Annotated in this window: 15 protein-coding genes and 1 pseudogene; 10 read left to right on the top strand and 6 right to left on the bottom strand. The window is 61.4% G+C overall.

What is annotated here, in order from left to right:
• The first annotated feature begins 22 nt into the window (after positions 1-22).
• Positions 23-1,276, top strand: a complete 1,254-nt coding sequence (locus FNA67_RS04165) for a DNA cytosine methyltransferase (protein WP_147655174.1) — start codon at positions 23-25, stop codon at positions 1,274-1,276.
• 90 nt (positions 1,277-1,366) lie between these two features.
• Here the strand turns inward: FNA67_RS04165 and FNA67_RS04160 are convergent, their stop codons facing one another.
• From FNA67_RS04160 to FNA67_RS04150, 3 genes are all read right to left on the bottom strand, one after another.
• Positions 1,367-2,071, bottom strand: coding sequence for a recombinase family protein (locus FNA67_RS04160; RefSeq protein ID WP_147655173.1), 705 nt, complete (start codon positions 2,069-2,071; stop codon positions 1,367-1,369).
• Positions 2,072-2,543: 472 nt separating this feature from the next.
• A complete protein-coding gene (locus FNA67_RS04155) occupies positions 2,544-3,497 on the bottom strand; it encodes an O-methyltransferase (RefSeq protein WP_147655172.1) in 954 nt (317 codons plus the stop codon).
• 1 nt (position 3,498) lies between these two features.
• Positions 3,499-4,857, bottom strand: a complete 1,359-nt coding sequence (locus FNA67_RS04150) for an ATP-binding protein (protein ID WP_147655171.1) — start codon at positions 4,855-4,857, stop codon at positions 3,499-3,501.
• 405 nt (positions 4,858-5,262) lie between these two features.
• On the opposite strand from FNA67_RS04150, the gene FNA67_RS04145 reads away from it, so the two are divergent.
• From FNA67_RS04145 to FNA67_RS04115, 7 genes are all read left to right on the top strand, one after another.
• Complete coding sequence (locus FNA67_RS04145; RefSeq protein WP_147655170.1) at positions 5,263-5,541, top strand: hypothetical protein; 279 nt, start codon at positions 5,263-5,265, stop codon at positions 5,539-5,541.
• Positions 5,542-5,605: 64 nt separating this feature from the next.
• Entirely contained in the window at positions 5,606-7,270 is a 1,665-nt protein-coding gene (locus FNA67_RS04140) for a tyrosine-protein kinase domain-containing protein (protein ID WP_049703998.1), read from the top strand.
• A 40-nt stretch (positions 7,271-7,310) separates the two neighbouring features.
• Positions 7,311-7,574: a spike base protein, RCAP_Rcc01079 family gene (locus FNA67_RS04135; RefSeq protein ID WP_147655169.1), complete on the top strand. Its 264-nt coding sequence runs from the start codon at positions 7,311-7,313 to the stop codon at positions 7,572-7,574.
• 163 nt (positions 7,575-7,737) lie between these two features.
• Positions 7,738-8,397 carry a L,D-transpeptidase gene (locus tag FNA67_RS04130; protein WP_147655168.1) on the top strand — a complete coding sequence of 220 codons (660 nt, stop codon included), beginning with the start codon at positions 7,738-7,740 and terminating at the stop codon, positions 8,395-8,397.
• A gap of 76 nt (positions 8,398-8,473) precedes the next feature.
• Complete coding sequence (locus FNA67_RS04125) at positions 8,474-8,716, top strand: hypothetical protein (protein WP_147655167.1); 243 nt, start codon at positions 8,474-8,476, stop codon at positions 8,714-8,716.
• A complete protein-coding gene (locus FNA67_RS04120) occupies positions 8,716-8,919 on the top strand; it encodes a hypothetical protein (protein WP_147655166.1) in 204 nt (67 codons plus the stop codon). The genes FNA67_RS04125 and FNA67_RS04120 overlap by 1 nt, the downstream gene beginning before the upstream one ends.
• A 61-nt stretch (positions 8,920-8,980) precedes the next feature.
• Positions 8,981-9,274, top strand: a complete 294-nt coding sequence (locus FNA67_RS04115) for a hypothetical protein (RefSeq protein WP_049703993.1) — start codon at positions 8,981-8,983, stop codon at positions 9,272-9,274.
• A gap of 59 nt (positions 9,275-9,333) precedes the next feature.
• On the opposite strand, the gene FNA67_RS04110 is transcribed toward FNA67_RS04115, so the two are convergent.
• A complete protein-coding gene (locus tag FNA67_RS04110) occupies positions 9,334-10,002 on the bottom strand; it encodes an OmpA family protein (protein ID WP_049703992.1) in 669 nt (222 codons plus the stop codon).
• A gap of 73 nt (positions 10,003-10,075) precedes the next feature.
• The gene (locus FNA67_RS04105) at positions 10,076-10,846 is read right to left on the bottom strand and encodes an SDR family NAD(P)-dependent oxidoreductase (RefSeq protein WP_049703991.1); all 771 of its coding nucleotides are present in this window, start codon (positions 10,844-10,846) and stop codon (positions 10,076-10,078) included.
• 215 nt (positions 10,847-11,061) lie between these two features.
• On the opposite strand from FNA67_RS04105, the pseudogene FNA67_RS04100 reads away from it, so the two are divergent.
• Positions 11,062-12,092, top strand: a pseudogene (locus tag FNA67_RS04100) (aldo/keto reductase).
• Between the two features lie 63 nt (positions 12,093-12,155).
• On the opposite strand, the gene melA reads toward FNA67_RS04100, so the two are convergent.
• Positions 12,156-13,610, bottom strand: a complete 1,455-nt coding sequence (gene melA, locus FNA67_RS04095) for an alpha-glucosidase/alpha-galactosidase (protein WP_049703989.1) — start codon at positions 13,608-13,610, stop codon at positions 12,156-12,158.
• Positions 13,611-13,721: 111 nt separating this feature from the next.
• On the opposite strand from melA, the gene FNA67_RS04090 reads away from it, so the two are divergent.
• Positions 13,722-14,621 (top strand): helix-turn-helix domain-containing protein, encoded by a 900-nt coding sequence (locus FNA67_RS04090; protein WP_147655165.1) that lies wholly within the window; start codon positions 13,722-13,724, stop codon positions 14,619-14,621.
• Positions 14,622-14,641: the final 20 nt, after the last annotated feature.

Below are 14,641 nucleotides of genomic sequence, written 5' to 3'. Positions count from 1 at the left end.
GCACTAACCTAATGGTACATCCATGCGCCCTATTGCTATCGATCTATTTGCTGGCGCCGGAGGCATGTCGCTGGGCTTTGAACAGGCCGGTTTTGACGTAGTCGCCGCTGTCGAGATCGACCCTATTCACGCCTCGACCCACCAGTTCAATTTTCCCGAGACAGCCACGCTGGCAAGATCGGTCATTGGCCTGTCCGGTCAGGAAATACGTCAGCAAGCAAACATCGGCGATGCGGACGTTGATGTAGTTTTTGGCGGCGCACCTTGTCAGGGCTTCAGCCTCATCGGCCAGAGACAGCTTGACGATCCCCGAAACCGATTGGTCAAAGAGTTCGTCCGGATAGTGGTAGAGCTAGGCGCTAAGCACGCAGTCTTTGAAAACGTGAAGGGACTGACCGTAGGTCAGCACAAGAGGCTGCTTGAAGAACTTATCCAAGAATTTCGCGCCAACGGCTACAGCGTAACGCTGCCTTGGAAGGTTTTGAACGCCAAGCACTTCGGCGTCCCACAAAGCCGCGAGCGACTATTTCTTTTGGCTAGCCGGTCAGATCAACCGGGCGTGTCATATCCGGATGCGGGCACTAGCAAGGCCGTCAACTGCCATGAGGCGCTGGGGGATCTACCCGACGCGGAACTATTTCCGGAGCTTCAGGAAACTGACCATATCAGCCGAGCGCCATACGGCACCCCCAGCAGCTACGCTGAGGAGCTTCGTGCTCTTTCGAACGAGGCGTGGCACTATGGGTACACGCGCGAGTGGACACCTGGTGCGCTGACTTCGAGTCTCAGGACTGAACACACCGCAGAATCTCGGGCACGGTTTGCTGCCGCAAGCGGAGGCAGTGTAGAGCCGGTTAGTCGCTTCTTCAAACTCGACGCACTCGGTGTAAGCAACACGCTTAGGGCTGGAACCGACAGCGCCCGCGGAGCTTTTACATCGCCCCGACCTATCCATTATGCGTTCAATCGATGCGTTACTGTCCGGGAAATGATGAGGCTTCACGGCTACCCCGATTGGTTCAGGATGCACAAAACCAAATGGCACGGCGCTAGACAGGTTGGGAACTCTGTCCCACCTCCGCTTGCGCGTGCAGTGGCGTCAGAGGTTCTACGGGCACTGGGAATGTCCCCAACACGCCCGTCCGGTGCGATCAAGCTAGGTGACGAAGCTTGGTTAAGTTTTGACATGGGCCAAGCCTCCTCCCATTTTGGGATTGCCATTCCTATTGCTCAGAGACGACGGTCGTCCGAGACTTTCGCAATACCAGCTGAATAGCGCTATAGAGTCACTTTCTGCAGGTGGTGGCTCCATAGCGGTACAGCCACCACGATCCGAGAATTAGCAGGCTGTCGTGCCAGCGCGTTTTCAGGATTTATCATCAGGGGCGCGAGGGCTAAGAGATGGGGGGATGGCTGGCCCACCCCTGCCGATAACTCTGGAGACCTGCTTCGCAGTCCATTTGCCGCCTCTTGAGGTCGCAATCTGCATGTTGTCCAGGGCATCCGCTATCGAGGCCAATGTCTTCCCGGCATCGCGCATAGGCGCAATGACTTGTAGGAGCCTCGCAGCCTCCAGAGCAGCCTTGTGCTGGATAGCGACGTTACGTTTCATCGTCGCATCACGAAGCCCGCCCAATGCTTTCCCACGGGCCTTAGCGGCCTTTAGGGCGGCCTTGGTGCGGGCTGATATGAAGTCACGCTCCTGTTCCGCCAAAGCGGCATAGATATGAAGCTGAAACTTGTCGGCTTGAGGCATGGTGGCAACTCGAAGCCTTAGCTTGGGGTCGTCCATGAGCTGGGCGATGAAGGAAACTTTGCGGCTGAGACGATCTAACTTGGCCACAAGTAACTCCGCCCCAACCCGACGACATTGCTCTAGGGCAGTTCGAAGCTGCGGGCGGTCATCGTCCCCGCCTGATTGCACATCTTGATACTCTCCAACGATCTCCCAAGGCACCTCAGAGTAGTTATTTAAGAACAGCTTAATGTCCCGCTGTTGGGCCTCCAAACCTAGCCCACTACGTCCCTGATCCTTCGTACTCACTCGGGTGTAGATGACGTACTGGCGCATAGGCGTAGTTCCTCTTGGTCGGCGAGGACGATTCTAGTCAAGCCATTTGTCTAATGTCAACGTTCGTTGTGCCTGACATTTATGGACGCAGTCTCGTTAGGTGGTACAATGCAGCCGCGCGGAAGCGGTTCAGCATTTCGGCAGCCCCCTAGGGGGGAATTTGCGCCGCCGCAACGTAGATTGCTCATGTTAAGCGACCGACCCCAAATTCTAGACCGGGGAGCTTGGCGTCCAGTGTCAGTGTCCGGCGCGACCTAATCGGATCGAGCATGAAAACATGCAGTCCAACAGCAAAATATTATGACGGCATGCGCCAAGACCCTAAAAGGCTAGGTGAGGTAGACGCACAAGGTAGTGACGGAATAAAAGTCCCGAGCGTAAGGCGGGATGAACAGCGTTCTCCATTAGGGCACAATCCGCAAGCGGCCCAAACCCTCCACTAATCGGAGGTCACGGGTGACTAGCAGGAGGGTTACGATTCCACGAAAGCAATATTGGGGAAGAAGCGATACAGCTTTGTATATTGCGCCGCGTCTTTGGGCGGTATTGGACCCAATACAATCTTGCTGGGGTCATCGTTAGGCATCTGCGCCTCTAAGAGCTTAATTTCCCTAGGAGTCAACTTAGGTATCGCTATCTTAAACTCTTCCTCTCCATTCCTGACAAAGTCCAAGGCCTCGAATGCACATAGGTCGAGCAAGCCACGCTGCCCAGCATCAAAGATCACGACTGCCACGGTCATCATTGGGACGCCATCTTCGTAGCGGAAGTTGAAAACTTGGCGAGCTTGAAACTGGTGGGTCTTGTGAAGAATTGCATTCCTCGCGCTTAGTGCGCGATCCACCTCCTCCACGATAACCTTTCGAAATAGACGACCAGTTCCTTGGCCTTCTATGTCTTCGGTCTTGAGATTGTAGGGAATTCGGTCAGCACCTAATGCATCTACAAGTGTCTGAACTGACGCGTCTTCGCCATGTTCACCCGCGACCCGGTCAAATTTGCACTGTACTGTTACGGCAAGAACTGAACCACTCGTCGCACGCGACGCCACGCTGGTTATATCGTTCAACATAGACGCGCTTAGTCTACCGTCATAGTCTAACCAGACGATTGATCTTAACGATAGGTCGACCTTAGCCAGTTCTGTTGCTGTGTCGCCCCAGAGCATTTCAACCGACGAAAACGGTATGTTGCCTAGGAAACGATTCTTGTCGTGCACGGCGCGTTCGATGCTGACAAGCTTGTGAATGCCAAGCGCCCTGTGTACCAACATAAAGTCGCTAAAGTACACGCTGCCAAGTCCAACATATTGGTAGCTCTCGACGCTCGCAAACCGCAGACGCCGAAAAGCCTCTATCATCATCATCCTCTCGACATACTTTCCCGGACGGATGCGGTAGTCGATCTCGCGATAGCTAGCTGGCACCTTATTCCCCCAGGTGCTTGCTATAAGCAGCGTCGAAAAGAACTTCGCCCAGTTGCTTGTTGGAACTGACGTCGAGTTCTTTCCTAAGCGCGTCTACTTTATCCTTCGGTCTACGAAACTGAACTACTGAAACGGGTGGCGCCTTCGGTCGTGGCGGCAATTGGGGCCAAGTAAAAGTCTCTCGCTTGGCGACTGCCCTTATTGACTTCGGAGGAGCTTGTCTCAAAGCCGCAGTTAGGTAGCGCTCGCCCTCTTCCTCGTTGTCATTCTCAGAATCCAGTCGGTTGAGAAAGTCGATGACCGGCCGGGTCGCAAGCTGCATTTGAGTGAAGGTATTCCGCCAAATAGCAGAGTCTGAATCGACGCCGGTTTTGGTGGTGTTCCACGGGAGTAACGATGCGTCGGCAGCGTCAAGGAATACATATCCCCGGAAGCGAGCATACTGCCCATGATACTTGGGAATCGTCACGCCTTCGTCGCCAGATGTTTGCCAACCAGTGGCCGGCGACTGATCAGCTTCTAAGATCATCCGTCCATTGCAGAATACGTACCAGCCAGCGGCCTGTGGGCTAGATTCCGCTACACCAGCAAAGATCCGGCGATGTACGTTTCCGCCCGGGGTCGGAACAACATCGTCGATGTAAAGGGGTTCAATTCCTCCTCCGGAGGCGAGTCGCCATGCGGTAGCAATCAGCCCTTTGCCGTTGAAGCTTATGCGCATTTTGCGGTCGATGTATTGCTGCTGTGCCGCCTGTATTTCTCGGGCAAGAGAGTTCTGGAAATATTCCAGAGCGAACTGGGAGGCCACGTTGGCACGCAGTGGTTTTACCGTAATTGTCGTGCCAGTCTTTTCGATAGGGTTGTTCAGCCCCGTATCGTTGCTATCGAACTGAAAGCGCCAAGCTCCGGTTTCTTCGACCCATTTGTCTACATCTACCCGCAGCTCGAAGTGCTCAGACGTAGTCGTCGAAACAACCTCGAATTTGTGCCCGAACTTGAACAGTGCACGCTTCATCCCCACACCAAATTGGCCGACGGAGTTGGGAGTTGCTTCGTGCCCCTTTGGTCTTCCGAAGCGAAACGCGTAGTGCCGCGCAGTGTCGATTGGAATACCGCCGCAATTGTCGTGGATTATGAACTGATCGCCGTTGAGCGTGAGGTCAACGAAGAGTCCCTCCAAGCTATCGTCAGTGCCGGGACGCAGCCGTCTAGCACCATCGATGCAGTTGTCGACGAGATCGATTACCGCTCGTGTTAACTGGATATCGCGAGTTAGCATGTCGACGAACAATGCTCGGGTAGGCGTAACGTCGATTTCGTCTTCGGGCAGTCCATCGCCTGCCGCCACATTGTCTGCCATAAGCCCCCCACAGTGCAGCACCGTTTCAGACTGGAATTAGAGCACTCCTACTTTCTATTTAGAAGCCCCACGAGGAAGTTGTGGGCTATCACGGTAAACGGGTTCGAGGCGTGCGAAGCGAAATCAACAAGCGCCGACTAAGAGAGGTCTCAGCAAAATTCTGCCACCGTGGGCCCATTGCGAGCGCTACAAAATGTAGCTACAAAACGTTATCGAAGAAGCCCGGAAAACCAGGGTTTCAGGCGGTGTGGACGGCGTTCAATCCTGTCCGGCAGCACCATTTCTCCCCTCCCCCGCATGATCCGGCATGATGGAACGCCTATAGCGTGGCAGTGCTCCAATTGTGACTTGCAGCGCGGTGCGCGAGTGACCACCTTGAGGTGGAACACCAGTCGGGAGAGCCAAATGCGAGCGATTATTGTTGCCGGCGTCATCGGCCTTCTGGCCACAGGGGCGGCGCAGGCCGCGTGTCCGACGGCGCCGGACGGGAGTTCGTCCGATTACGTCAACAACGGCACGCAGCGGTCGCTGTGCCTGCAGCAGGAACTGGCCGGGCAGCTTGCCCTGCGCCAGCAGATCCAGGCGCAGACCGATGCCGCCATGGCGCGCATCGAGATGGACATGAAGCTCCAGCAGATGCAGCGGCAGATGCGCGACGCCCAGCAGAGCTTCATGAACCCGTAATTTATCCCAATTTGCAACGTGGCCGCGTTGGTCTTGCCTATGGCTTTGGGCGAGGGACGCAGTCATGCAGGAAGACGCCTGGGGATTTGACAGTTTCGAGGGGCTGATCCGGCGCCAGTGGCGCATGATCGCGCTGATCTGGGTGGGGATCGTGGCCGCCGCCGCGCTGGCCCTGACACTCATGCCGGCCTCGTTCACGGCCACGACATGGCTGTTCTCGGACCCTACGGTCAGGACCATCCTCCCCGGCGAAAGCCGCGGGAGCGCCCCGCTCAACGATACGGCGCGGCTCGAAAGCGCGGTGGAACTGATCGGCTCGGAGCGGACGCTCCAGGCCGTGGTTCGCGATCTCGGGCTTGCGGTCGGCATGCCGGGCGCCACGGCGATGGAGCGCGAACATCAGGCGATCCGCTGGCTGGGCGAACGCATCAAGGCGCAGCGGCGCGGGCAGACCTATCTCATCTCGGTGCGGGCCAGCGCCGGCGATCCCCTGATGGCGGCCCGGCTCGCCAACGGCGTGGCCAACGCCTTCCTGCGCATCGAGGTGGAGGGCAAGGTCGACGACATCCTGGCCGAACAGGCAGCGCTGCGCGACCGGGTCATCGCCGCCGGCGTAGCCGTCGATCGCACCCAGGGCATTCTCGATGCCACGGCCGAGCCGGGCTACGAGGCTCGCCAGGAAGCCCAGGCGGCACAGGCGCAATACCAGATGCTGCTCGGGCGGCTCAAGCAGGTGGAGACCGAGGCGTTCCTGCAGGTCCCCTCGACCCGCATCGTGGTCGAGGCGACCGCACCGCTCTACGCCGCCGCGCCCAGGTCGAACCTCGCCCTTGCCCTGGCAGCCGGGTTCGCCACCGTGCTGGGGCTGCTGGTGGCACTGGTCAGGGAGCGCACCACCACCGGGTTCGTGGACGAGCAGGAGGCTGTGCGCACACTCGGCGTCAAGCCGATCCTGAGCGTGCCGCGCCAGAAGCTGCAGCGCGGCGTGGACGGAGAATGGTGCCTGAGCCCTGCCGACCAGTTGACCCGCGCCCCATTGGCTGAATTCCCCGAAGCGGTGAGGCGGCTGCGCGTCAGCATCGACCAGGCGCGACATCGCGAGGGGCTCGACCATGCCGGCACGGTGGTGATGATGGCCTCGGCCACGCCCGGCGAAGGCAAGACCACGCTGGCCCTGGCCCTTGCCCGCTCCTACGCGCTGGCCGGACACTCGAGCCTCGTGATCGATTGCGACCTGCGCAATCCGTCACTCCACAAGCATCTCGGGCTCGAGCCCTGTTGTGGCCTCTTCGAATATCTGACCGGGCCTTCCGAGCCCAGCCGGCTCAAGGCCATGCTCATTCCCGACGATATCAGTGGGGCGCACCTGGCCGTGGGGGGCCTGGGGGCACACAAGGCCACGGACGACCTGATCGCCGGCCCGGCGTTCGCCAGGCTCATCGCGGCGGCGAAGCGCAGTTTCGAGCTGGTAATCCTGGATAGCCCACCGATGGGGACGGTGGTGGACGGCCTCTACCTCGCCCCGTTTGCCGATGTGGTGGCCTTCGTCATGCGTTACCGCTCGACCCCGCGCGCGGCCGCTGTGCAGGCGCTGGCGGCGCTCGAGAATTCGCGCGATGGCCGATCGGCGCTGGTGGGCGTGCTCAACCTCCACCCCGAGCCGGGCGTAGCGAAAGGATATCGCGCCTCGGTCTATACGACGCGCGAGTTATCCCCCTCCGCGCGTTAGGGCGCACACTGGCGCTCCTGAACCAGGAAAGGAGCAAGAGATGCCAGGTCGCTACAGGAACCGGGCGGAAAACCTCGAAGGGCCGGCCGCGCATGGTTTTTCGGTTACGCCCGACGATGCCACTGCCCTGCCCGAGATCACGCGGGCTCTTTATGTCGGGGTGGATGGAGACGTGAGCGTGGAGTTCGTCTCGGGGGCCAACGCGCTTCTGGCAGGCGTGCCCGGAGGCACGTTGCTGCCGATACGGGTGGCCAAAGTGCTGGCGAGCGGCACGACGGCCGAAGAGATCGTGGGACTCGTCTAATTTGAGCCGGGGTGCGCAGGACGCATTGCCGGCCTGACTCAAATGTGATCAGGACCGTTTCCGGGCGTTAACCATTCCGGGCTTATGTGCTTTTCGGAACCAAAGGCCCGCAAGCCGGGTTGTACAGGCCTCTCCCCGATCCGGCGTAGCACCGAGTAACACGATGAATTCAAGCACCACACTTTCCCGCCGCAGCTTCCTGATTGGCTCGGCGGGGCTAGCCGGTCTGTCCCTGGCAGGCTGCGCCACCACCGCCCAGCAGCCGATCGAACCGACGATATCGGACTACTATCTGCAGATGTACGGGCCTCGCCCGGACGAGCAGTTTCCGGTGCCGGCGGTCGATCTGCGGGCCATGAACCCCAATTACTGGCGCACGGTGGTTCCCGACCCAACCGGGGAGCGCCCGGGGACCATCGTGGTCAACACCGCGCAGCGCTATCTTTACCTCGTGGGCGACGATGGTACGGCGATGCGCTACGGGGTCGGCATCGGGCGCGAGGGCTTTGCCTGGTCGGGTCGGGCCGAGATCGCCGCCAAGAAGAAGTGGCCGACATGGACGCCACCCGCAGAGATGATCGCGCGCCAGCCCGAGATCGAGCCGTATCGCAACGGCATGCCGCCGAGCCTAGAAAATCCGCTCGGTGCAAGGGCGATGTACATCTACCAGGACGGGCGCGACACGCTTTATCGCCTGCACGGGACGAGCGATCCGCGCAGCATCGGGATGGCGGTTTCGAGCGGTTGCGTGCGGCTGATCAACCAGGACGTGATCGACCTTTACCAGCGCGTACCCACCGGAACGCCGGTCGTCGTGGTCTAGTCCGCCCGCCAAAACGGAACTTCCACCAGCCTTCGCGCATTTAGTGCCTTCGGGACCACGAGTTCGGAGGGGACGAATGGCTTTCGATTTCTCTCGATTGGGGCCGCGCGACCTCGATCGCTTCACCCCGATGCAGATCGCGCACCATCCGCACCTCTCACGCGGTGAAAAGCTCGAACTGCTCACAGACCTGCGGGCGGTGGCGACGGGGATTGTCGACAGCGAAGACTACGGGTTTGCCTGCGAGGACATCGACGAGGCGATCTCGGACGTCGAAGGCGCGCCATTCATCCGGCCCAACCACAAGGCGGCGGGCTGATGGATGGAAAAGCACGTGCCGACAGCCCCGCTTCGGCGCGGGTGCGCCTGGACGCCGAAGACGCCGACCAGTTCGACCCCGAGGCGGACCTCATGACCGACGCTGCGGCGCCCATTAATTCGTGGATTTACGTGATCCTCGGCGTGGCTATCGTGGGGCTGCTGCTCATCGTGATGCAACTGGTGTCCAGCCAGCCCGGCTAGGCTTGAAGCCCGGCCTGATCGGCTGCACTATGGCGCGAGCAAACATCGCTGGAGGACTATCTTGGCCAAGGCGCCCGCACCCAAACCCGCAACACCCCGCAAGCCTGCCACGCGCAAGGCTGCGGCAAAGCCGGTGATCGAGCCAGGCGTGGAGCGCGTGGATTTCCTCGTCGACGAAGAAGGCGATGTCGTCGAACTGCCCGAGTCGCAGGCTCCTGAAATCGAAGAAGAGATCGAGGAGGCCGTAGAGGCCACTTCGCCGTCGGCCTGGTTCGGCTGGGGCATTTTCGCCCTCGGCGGCCTGATCGCCGTTCTCGGCCTGCTCCAGGCCATCTCACGCTCTATGACCGGCTAAGGGAAAGCCCGCGAAACCGGCCGGTTCCGCGGGCTAAAACTTCCTCCAGGAAATCTCGGTCAGCCGTTCGCCACCGGCGAAAGCTGGATTTCGACGCGGCGGTTCTGCGCGCGGCCGTTCTCGGTGGCATTGGACGCGATCGGGTCGGCCTCGCCGCGCCCTTCGATATGGAAGCGCTGCTGGCTCACGCCTTGGTTGGAAAGCACGGTGGCCACGGCGATGGCGCGGCGGTTCGAGAGATTGAGGTTGTAGTTATCGTCGCCCGTGGAGTCGGTGTAGCCGTAGACGTCGACGGTGGTCTTGTTGAACTTCTGGAGCACCAGGGCCACCGAGACCAGCGTCTGGTTGAACTCGGGACGGATGGTGGACTTGTCCACATCGAAGGTGACGTTGGACGGCATGTTGAGGATGATCTGGTTGCCCACGCGCGTCACCGAGACGCCGGTGCCCTGCAGTTGCGCGCGCAACTCGGCTTCCTGCTGGTCCATGTAGGAGCCGATCGCCGCGCCGGCGAGCCCGCCCGCGCCAGCGCCGATCAGGGCGCCAACGCGCGGATCGCCACCGGTGGCTGCGCCGATGATGGCACCAGCCACCGCGCCGCCGCCCGCGCCGATCAGCGCACCGCCGGCGGTGTTGGAAACCTGGGTCTGGCCGGTATAGGGATTGGTGGTGGTGCAGGCGCTCAGCGCCAGGGCGGCGATGCCCGCTACGAGAATCTTCGACTTCATCAACATTTCGTCCCCAAATTGGTGGCCCGTTCTTAACACTGAATGCGGCAGCACAGTGTCGAAAGGCGGCGTTTTAGCCGTGGGCCCAGCCCCCGTCGACAATGAAATCTTGGGCGGAGATCATGCGGCTGTCGTCGGCGCCCAGGAAGAGCGCCATGCGTGCCAGATCCTCGCTCTGGACGCGCCCGGCAAGGGCCTGATTCTCATCGATCTGGCGGTTGGCCGCGTCATCGACCCAATGGGTCAATTGGCGTTCGGTCATCACCCAGCCAGGAACCAGAGTGTTGACGCGGATATTGTGCTTACCCAGCTCGCGCGCCATAGCGCGGCTCATGCCATGCGCAGCAGCCTTGGCGGTCTCGTAGACCGGAATCTTGGGGCTCATGATCATCCAGCTGATCGAGCCGAAATTGATGATGGAACCGCCCCCTGCCCTGATCATGCCCGGCGCTACCGCCTGGATGGCGAAGAAGGCGTGCTTGAGGTTGACCGCGATGCGATTGTCCCAATATTCGGGCGTCATCTCCATCCATTCGTGGCGCTGGTCGTGGGCGGCGTTGTTGACGAGCACGAGCGCGTCGCCATGCACCTCGGCAAAGCCGGCAATGGCCGCCTGGTAGTCCGGGATATCGGTGACGTCGCAATGGGCAAAGCTCACCCGGGCGCCGGCGGCGGAAAGTTCGGCGGCCAGTGCCTCACCCTGATCGCGGGCGATATCGACAAAGCCCACCCTGGCGCCCTGCGCGGCGAACTCGCGGACAAGCGAGGCACCGATGCCGGAGGCACCGCCGGAAATCACGACAGGCCGGCCCGCGAGGCTGGGATAATTGGCAAACGCGCTCATGCAGTCCCCTCAAAACTCATAGTGCATCGTCGCGCCGGTGGTAGCGCAGCGATGAGGGGATCGGCAAGTAGCGCGGCGTTGACCCATCGGCACCGGACGATCTAGTATACCAGATGAAGCGAGCCGAGCGCTTGCTCCCACCCATCGCCAACCCGACAATCCAAGACAAAGTTCCCACCGCCCGAAAGGCGCCATGGGGCATGAGGGAGATTTCCATGGAATACCGCAAGCTTGGCAACAGCGGCACGATCGTCACGTCCTACTGCCTTGGAACCATGACGTTCGGCGCGGAGGCCGACGAAACCACCTCGCACCTCATCCTGGACGATTATGTCGAGGCGGGCGGCAATTTCATCGACACCGCCAACGTCTATAGCCTGGGCGTTTCCGAAGAGATCGTCGGGCGGTGGCTCAAGGCGCGCCCGGAGGCGGCCAGTCAGGTGGTGCTGGCAACCAAGGGGCGCTTTCCGATGGGGGCGGGTCCGAACGACATCGGGCTATCGCGCAAGCATCTCAACCGCGCACTCGAAGACTCGCTGCGGCGGCTGGGGTCGAGCAGATCGACCTCTACCAGATGCATGCCTGGGACGCCCTGACCCCGATCGAGGAAACGCTGCGCTTTCTCGATGACGCGGTGAGCGCGGGCAAGATCGCCTATTACGGGTTCTCAAACTACCTGGGCTGGCAGGTCACCAAGGCAGTGCACGTGGCCAAGGCCAATCACTGGAGCGCGCCGGTGACACTGCAGCCGCAGTACAACCTGCTGGTGCGCGACATCGAACATGAAATCGTGCCGGCTTGCCTCGATGCCGGAATGGGGCTGCTGCCTTGGTCGCCGCTGGGCGGCGGCTGGCTGGCGGGCAAGTACCAGCGCGACGTGATGCCGAGCGGGGCGACGCGCCTGGGCGAAAACCCGAACCGGGGCATGGAATCGTTCGGGCCGCGCAATGCCCAGGAGCGCACCTGGCAGATCATCGACGCGGTGGCTGAGATCGCCAAGGATCGCGGCGCGAGCGCGGCACAGGTGGCGCTGGCCTGGGTGGAAGCACGACCCGCGGTCACTTCGGTGATCCTCGGCGCACGGACGCGCGAGCAGCTCGCCGACAATCTGGGCGCGAGCAAGGTGAAGCTGAGTGCCGAAGAGACCGATAAGCTCACCCGGATCAGCATGCCGCAGATGTCGGACTATCCCTATGGCGAGCGTGGCGTAAGCCAGCGCTTCCGCAAGATGGAAGGAGGCCGCTAGGCGGTCCCCAAGAAGAGGACGGGAAGCGCCAGGGAGGAAACGCTTCCCGCTCTTGTCACCGGGTCAGTGGTGACCGCCGGTGATCTCACGCAGTTCTTCGACTGAGCGTACCCGCTTGCGTGCGGCGCCTTCCCAGTCGCGCGTCTTGACCGTTCCCTTGGCCAGCCGCTCCTTGGCGCCCGGAATGGCGTCTGCGTATTGGGGCAGCCATTGGGCCTGGGCGACGACCATCTCGTCGACCATCTGCCAGACTTCGTCGGGCGTGCAGATGGCGCCGACCAGCGGATCGTGCAGCACGGCAAGCTTGAGCAGATCGAGATCGCCCTTCATGGCGGCCTCGACCGACATGCGCTGCACCGAGATCGAAACCGAGCAGGTCGCGGCGCACGCCATCGGCAAGGTCTGGCCTTCGATCATGTTGATGCCGAAGCGATCGACGAAACCGGGGCTTTCGATGATCGCATCTGCCGGCAGATTGGTGATGACGCCATTGTTGCGCACGTTGAAGTGCCCGCGATAGACGCGGCCGGTCTCGATGGCCTCGATGATGTGGCTGGCGTGTTCACTGGTGCGCTTGTGCTGGCTGAGCGGCTTGGCGGCCTCCTCGAGGAATTTCGGGAAGTCGGTCTCGAACCAGTTGCGGCGCTCGGTGGAGTAGCGCAGGTAGCCGCCGGTCTCGCCGTGGATCCAGTCACTCATGTCGATCCAGCGGCCGATCTCCTCGGGGCGCTTGCGGTACCAGGGCAGGTATTCGGAAAGGTGACCGTTCGACTCGGTGGAGTAGACGCCGAAGCGCTTGAGCACGTCGATGCGTACCTTCTCCTGGCGGGAATAGACCGGGTGCTTCTCGAAGGCCTCGATCAGTTCGTCCTTCTCGATCTTGCGGCCCTTGGCGCGGATATCGATGTACCAGGTCTGGTGGTTGATGCCCGAGCAGACATAATCCAGCTCGTCATCGGTGACGCCCAGGACTTGCGCGATCTGATGGGCGCCATGCTGCACCCCGTGGCAGAGGCCTACGGTATTGACCCCGCCATACTCGAGCGCAGCCCAGGTGTTCATTGCCATGGGGTTGGCGTAGTTGAGGAACAGCGCCCCCGGTTCGGCGACCTCGCGGATGTCCTTGCAGAAATCGAGGATGACCGGGATGTTGCGCTGGCCGTAGAGGATGCCGCCCGCGCAGATGGTGTCGCCCACGCACTGGTCGACACCGTATTTGAGCGGGATATTGACGTCGGTGGCGAAGGCCTCGAGCCCGCCGACGCGCACACAGCTCATGATGTAGCGCGCGCCCGAAATCGCCTCCCGGCGATCGGTGGTGGCCGTGACCTTGGCCGGCAGGTTGTTGACCGCCACGATCTTCTCGATGATCTGGCGGATCATGTCCAGGTTATGGGCATTGATGTCGGTCAACGCGAACTCGACGCCGGCGAATTCAGGAACCTTGAGCAGGTCCGAAATCAGGGTCTTGGTAAAACCCACCGAACCGGCGCCGATGATGGCAACCTTGAATGACATGCTGTTCTCCTCTTGGTGGCGCAGGTGGTCGCGCCAGTATTTCTTGCCGGAATTTCTAGCCTTGCGATCCTGCCCCGTGTAGAGAAAGTTCGTGCGAAGGCGGGTAATTCTGTGCTCACGGATCTGATCGAACACGGCCATATGGTCAGGAGCTTCACATTGCCCAAGGGGCCGGTGAGCCTCCATTGCATGCCCGGCGGAGCGGGTCTGGAGCAGCGCGAGAACGAGGCCTACTCCTGGGACGGGCTCAAGCGCGGGCCGGACCCGTTCATGGTCATCCAGCATACGATCGCAGGGCGCGGGCAACTCGATTATGCCGGCTCCCATTCCGTCCTGTCCCCCGGAGAAACGATGGTGCTGACATTTCCCCATGCCAACCGCTACTGGCTGGCGCGCGGGGATAGCTGGGAATACTTCTGGCTGGTGCTCAACGGCCGCGAAGCGCTGCGGGTGGCACGGGCGGTCATCGACTCGGCGGGGCCGGTGCTGCATCTGCCCACGGCGGCGATCGACAGGCTCGCCGAGGCCTGTCTCGCGCTGGTCAGGGGTGAGAAAATGCTACCGGGAGAAGCCTCGGCGACGGCCTATGGCGCTGTGATGGCCCTTCAGGACGGGGTGTTCGGAGCACAAACCGGGGAGGAAACCACCACGCCCCAGGCGGTGCAGCGAGCCCGGCACTATATCGATGCGCACCTGGCCGAGCCGGTCAATGTCGACAGGATGGCGCGGGCCGCCCAGGTCAGCCGGGCCCATTTCGTGCGCCAGTTCACCAAGGCCGTGGGAATGCCGCCTTCCGATTTCGTCTTCGAGCAGCGCATGGAGCGCGCCTCCCGCCTGTTGCTGGCCACCGACGGCGCCGTTGGGGCGATCGCCAGGGCCTGCGGGTTTCCGGATGCGAACTATTTCGCCAAGGCGTTCCGGCGTCACTACGGCCTGAGCCCCACTGCTTACCGGGCAGCCGGCGCGACGCTGCTGCCGCGTCGTGGGGCGGACGAAGCCGAAGGAGAGTGAGGTCCGCCACTCGTAGGGGA

The organism is Youhaiella tibetensis (assembly GCF_008000755.1).
Classification (GTDB): domain Bacteria; phylum Pseudomonadota; class Alphaproteobacteria; order Rhizobiales; family Devosiaceae; genus Paradevosia; species Paradevosia tibetensis.
The sequence above is the reverse complement of the archived record's forward strand: the minus strand, read 5'-3'. Positions and strand labels throughout refer to the sequence as shown.

Bases quoted from the DNA above. Each gene is read 5' to 3' on its own strand.
- FNA67_RS04165 (WP_147655174.1), top strand. From the start codon at position 23: ATGCGCCCTATTGCTATCGATCTATTTGCTGGCGCCGGAGGCATGTCG.
- FNA67_RS04160 (WP_147655173.1), bottom strand. From the start codon at position 2,071: ATGCGCCAGTACGTCATCTACACCCGAGTGAGTACGAAGGATCAGGGA.
- FNA67_RS04150 (WP_147655171.1), bottom strand. From the start codon at position 4,857: ATGGCAGACAATGTGGCGGCAGGCGATGGACTGCCCGAAGACGAAATC.
- FNA67_RS04145 (WP_147655170.1), top strand. From the start codon at position 5,263: ATGCGAGCGATTATTGTTGCCGGCGTCATCGGCCTTCTGGCCACAGGG.
- FNA67_RS04140 (WP_049703998.1), top strand. From the start codon at position 5,606: ATGCAGGAAGACGCCTGGGGATTTGACAGTTTCGAGGGGCTGATCCGG.
- FNA67_RS04135 (WP_147655169.1), top strand. From the start codon at position 7,311: ATGCCAGGTCGCTACAGGAACCGGGCGGAAAACCTCGAAGGGCCGGCC.
- FNA67_RS04130 (WP_147655168.1), top strand. From the start codon at position 7,738: ATGAATTCAAGCACCACACTTTCCCGCCGCAGCTTCCTGATTGGCTCG.
- FNA67_RS04125 (WP_147655167.1), top strand. From the start codon at position 8,474: ATGGCTTTCGATTTCTCTCGATTGGGGCCGCGCGACCTCGATCGCTTC.
- FNA67_RS04120 (WP_147655166.1), top strand. From the start codon at position 8,716: ATGGATGGAAAAGCACGTGCCGACAGCCCCGCTTCGGCGCGGGTGCGC.
- FNA67_RS04110 (WP_049703992.1), bottom strand. From the start codon at position 10,002: ATGAAGTCGAAGATTCTCGTAGCGGGCATCGCCGCCCTGGCGCTGAGC.
- FNA67_RS04105 (WP_049703991.1), bottom strand. From the start codon at position 10,846: ATGAGCGCGTTTGCCAATTATCCCAGCCTCGCGGGCCGGCCTGTCGTG.
- melA (WP_049703989.1), bottom strand. From the start codon at position 13,610: ATGTCATTCAAGGTTGCCATCATCGGCGCCGGTTCGGTGGGTTTTACC.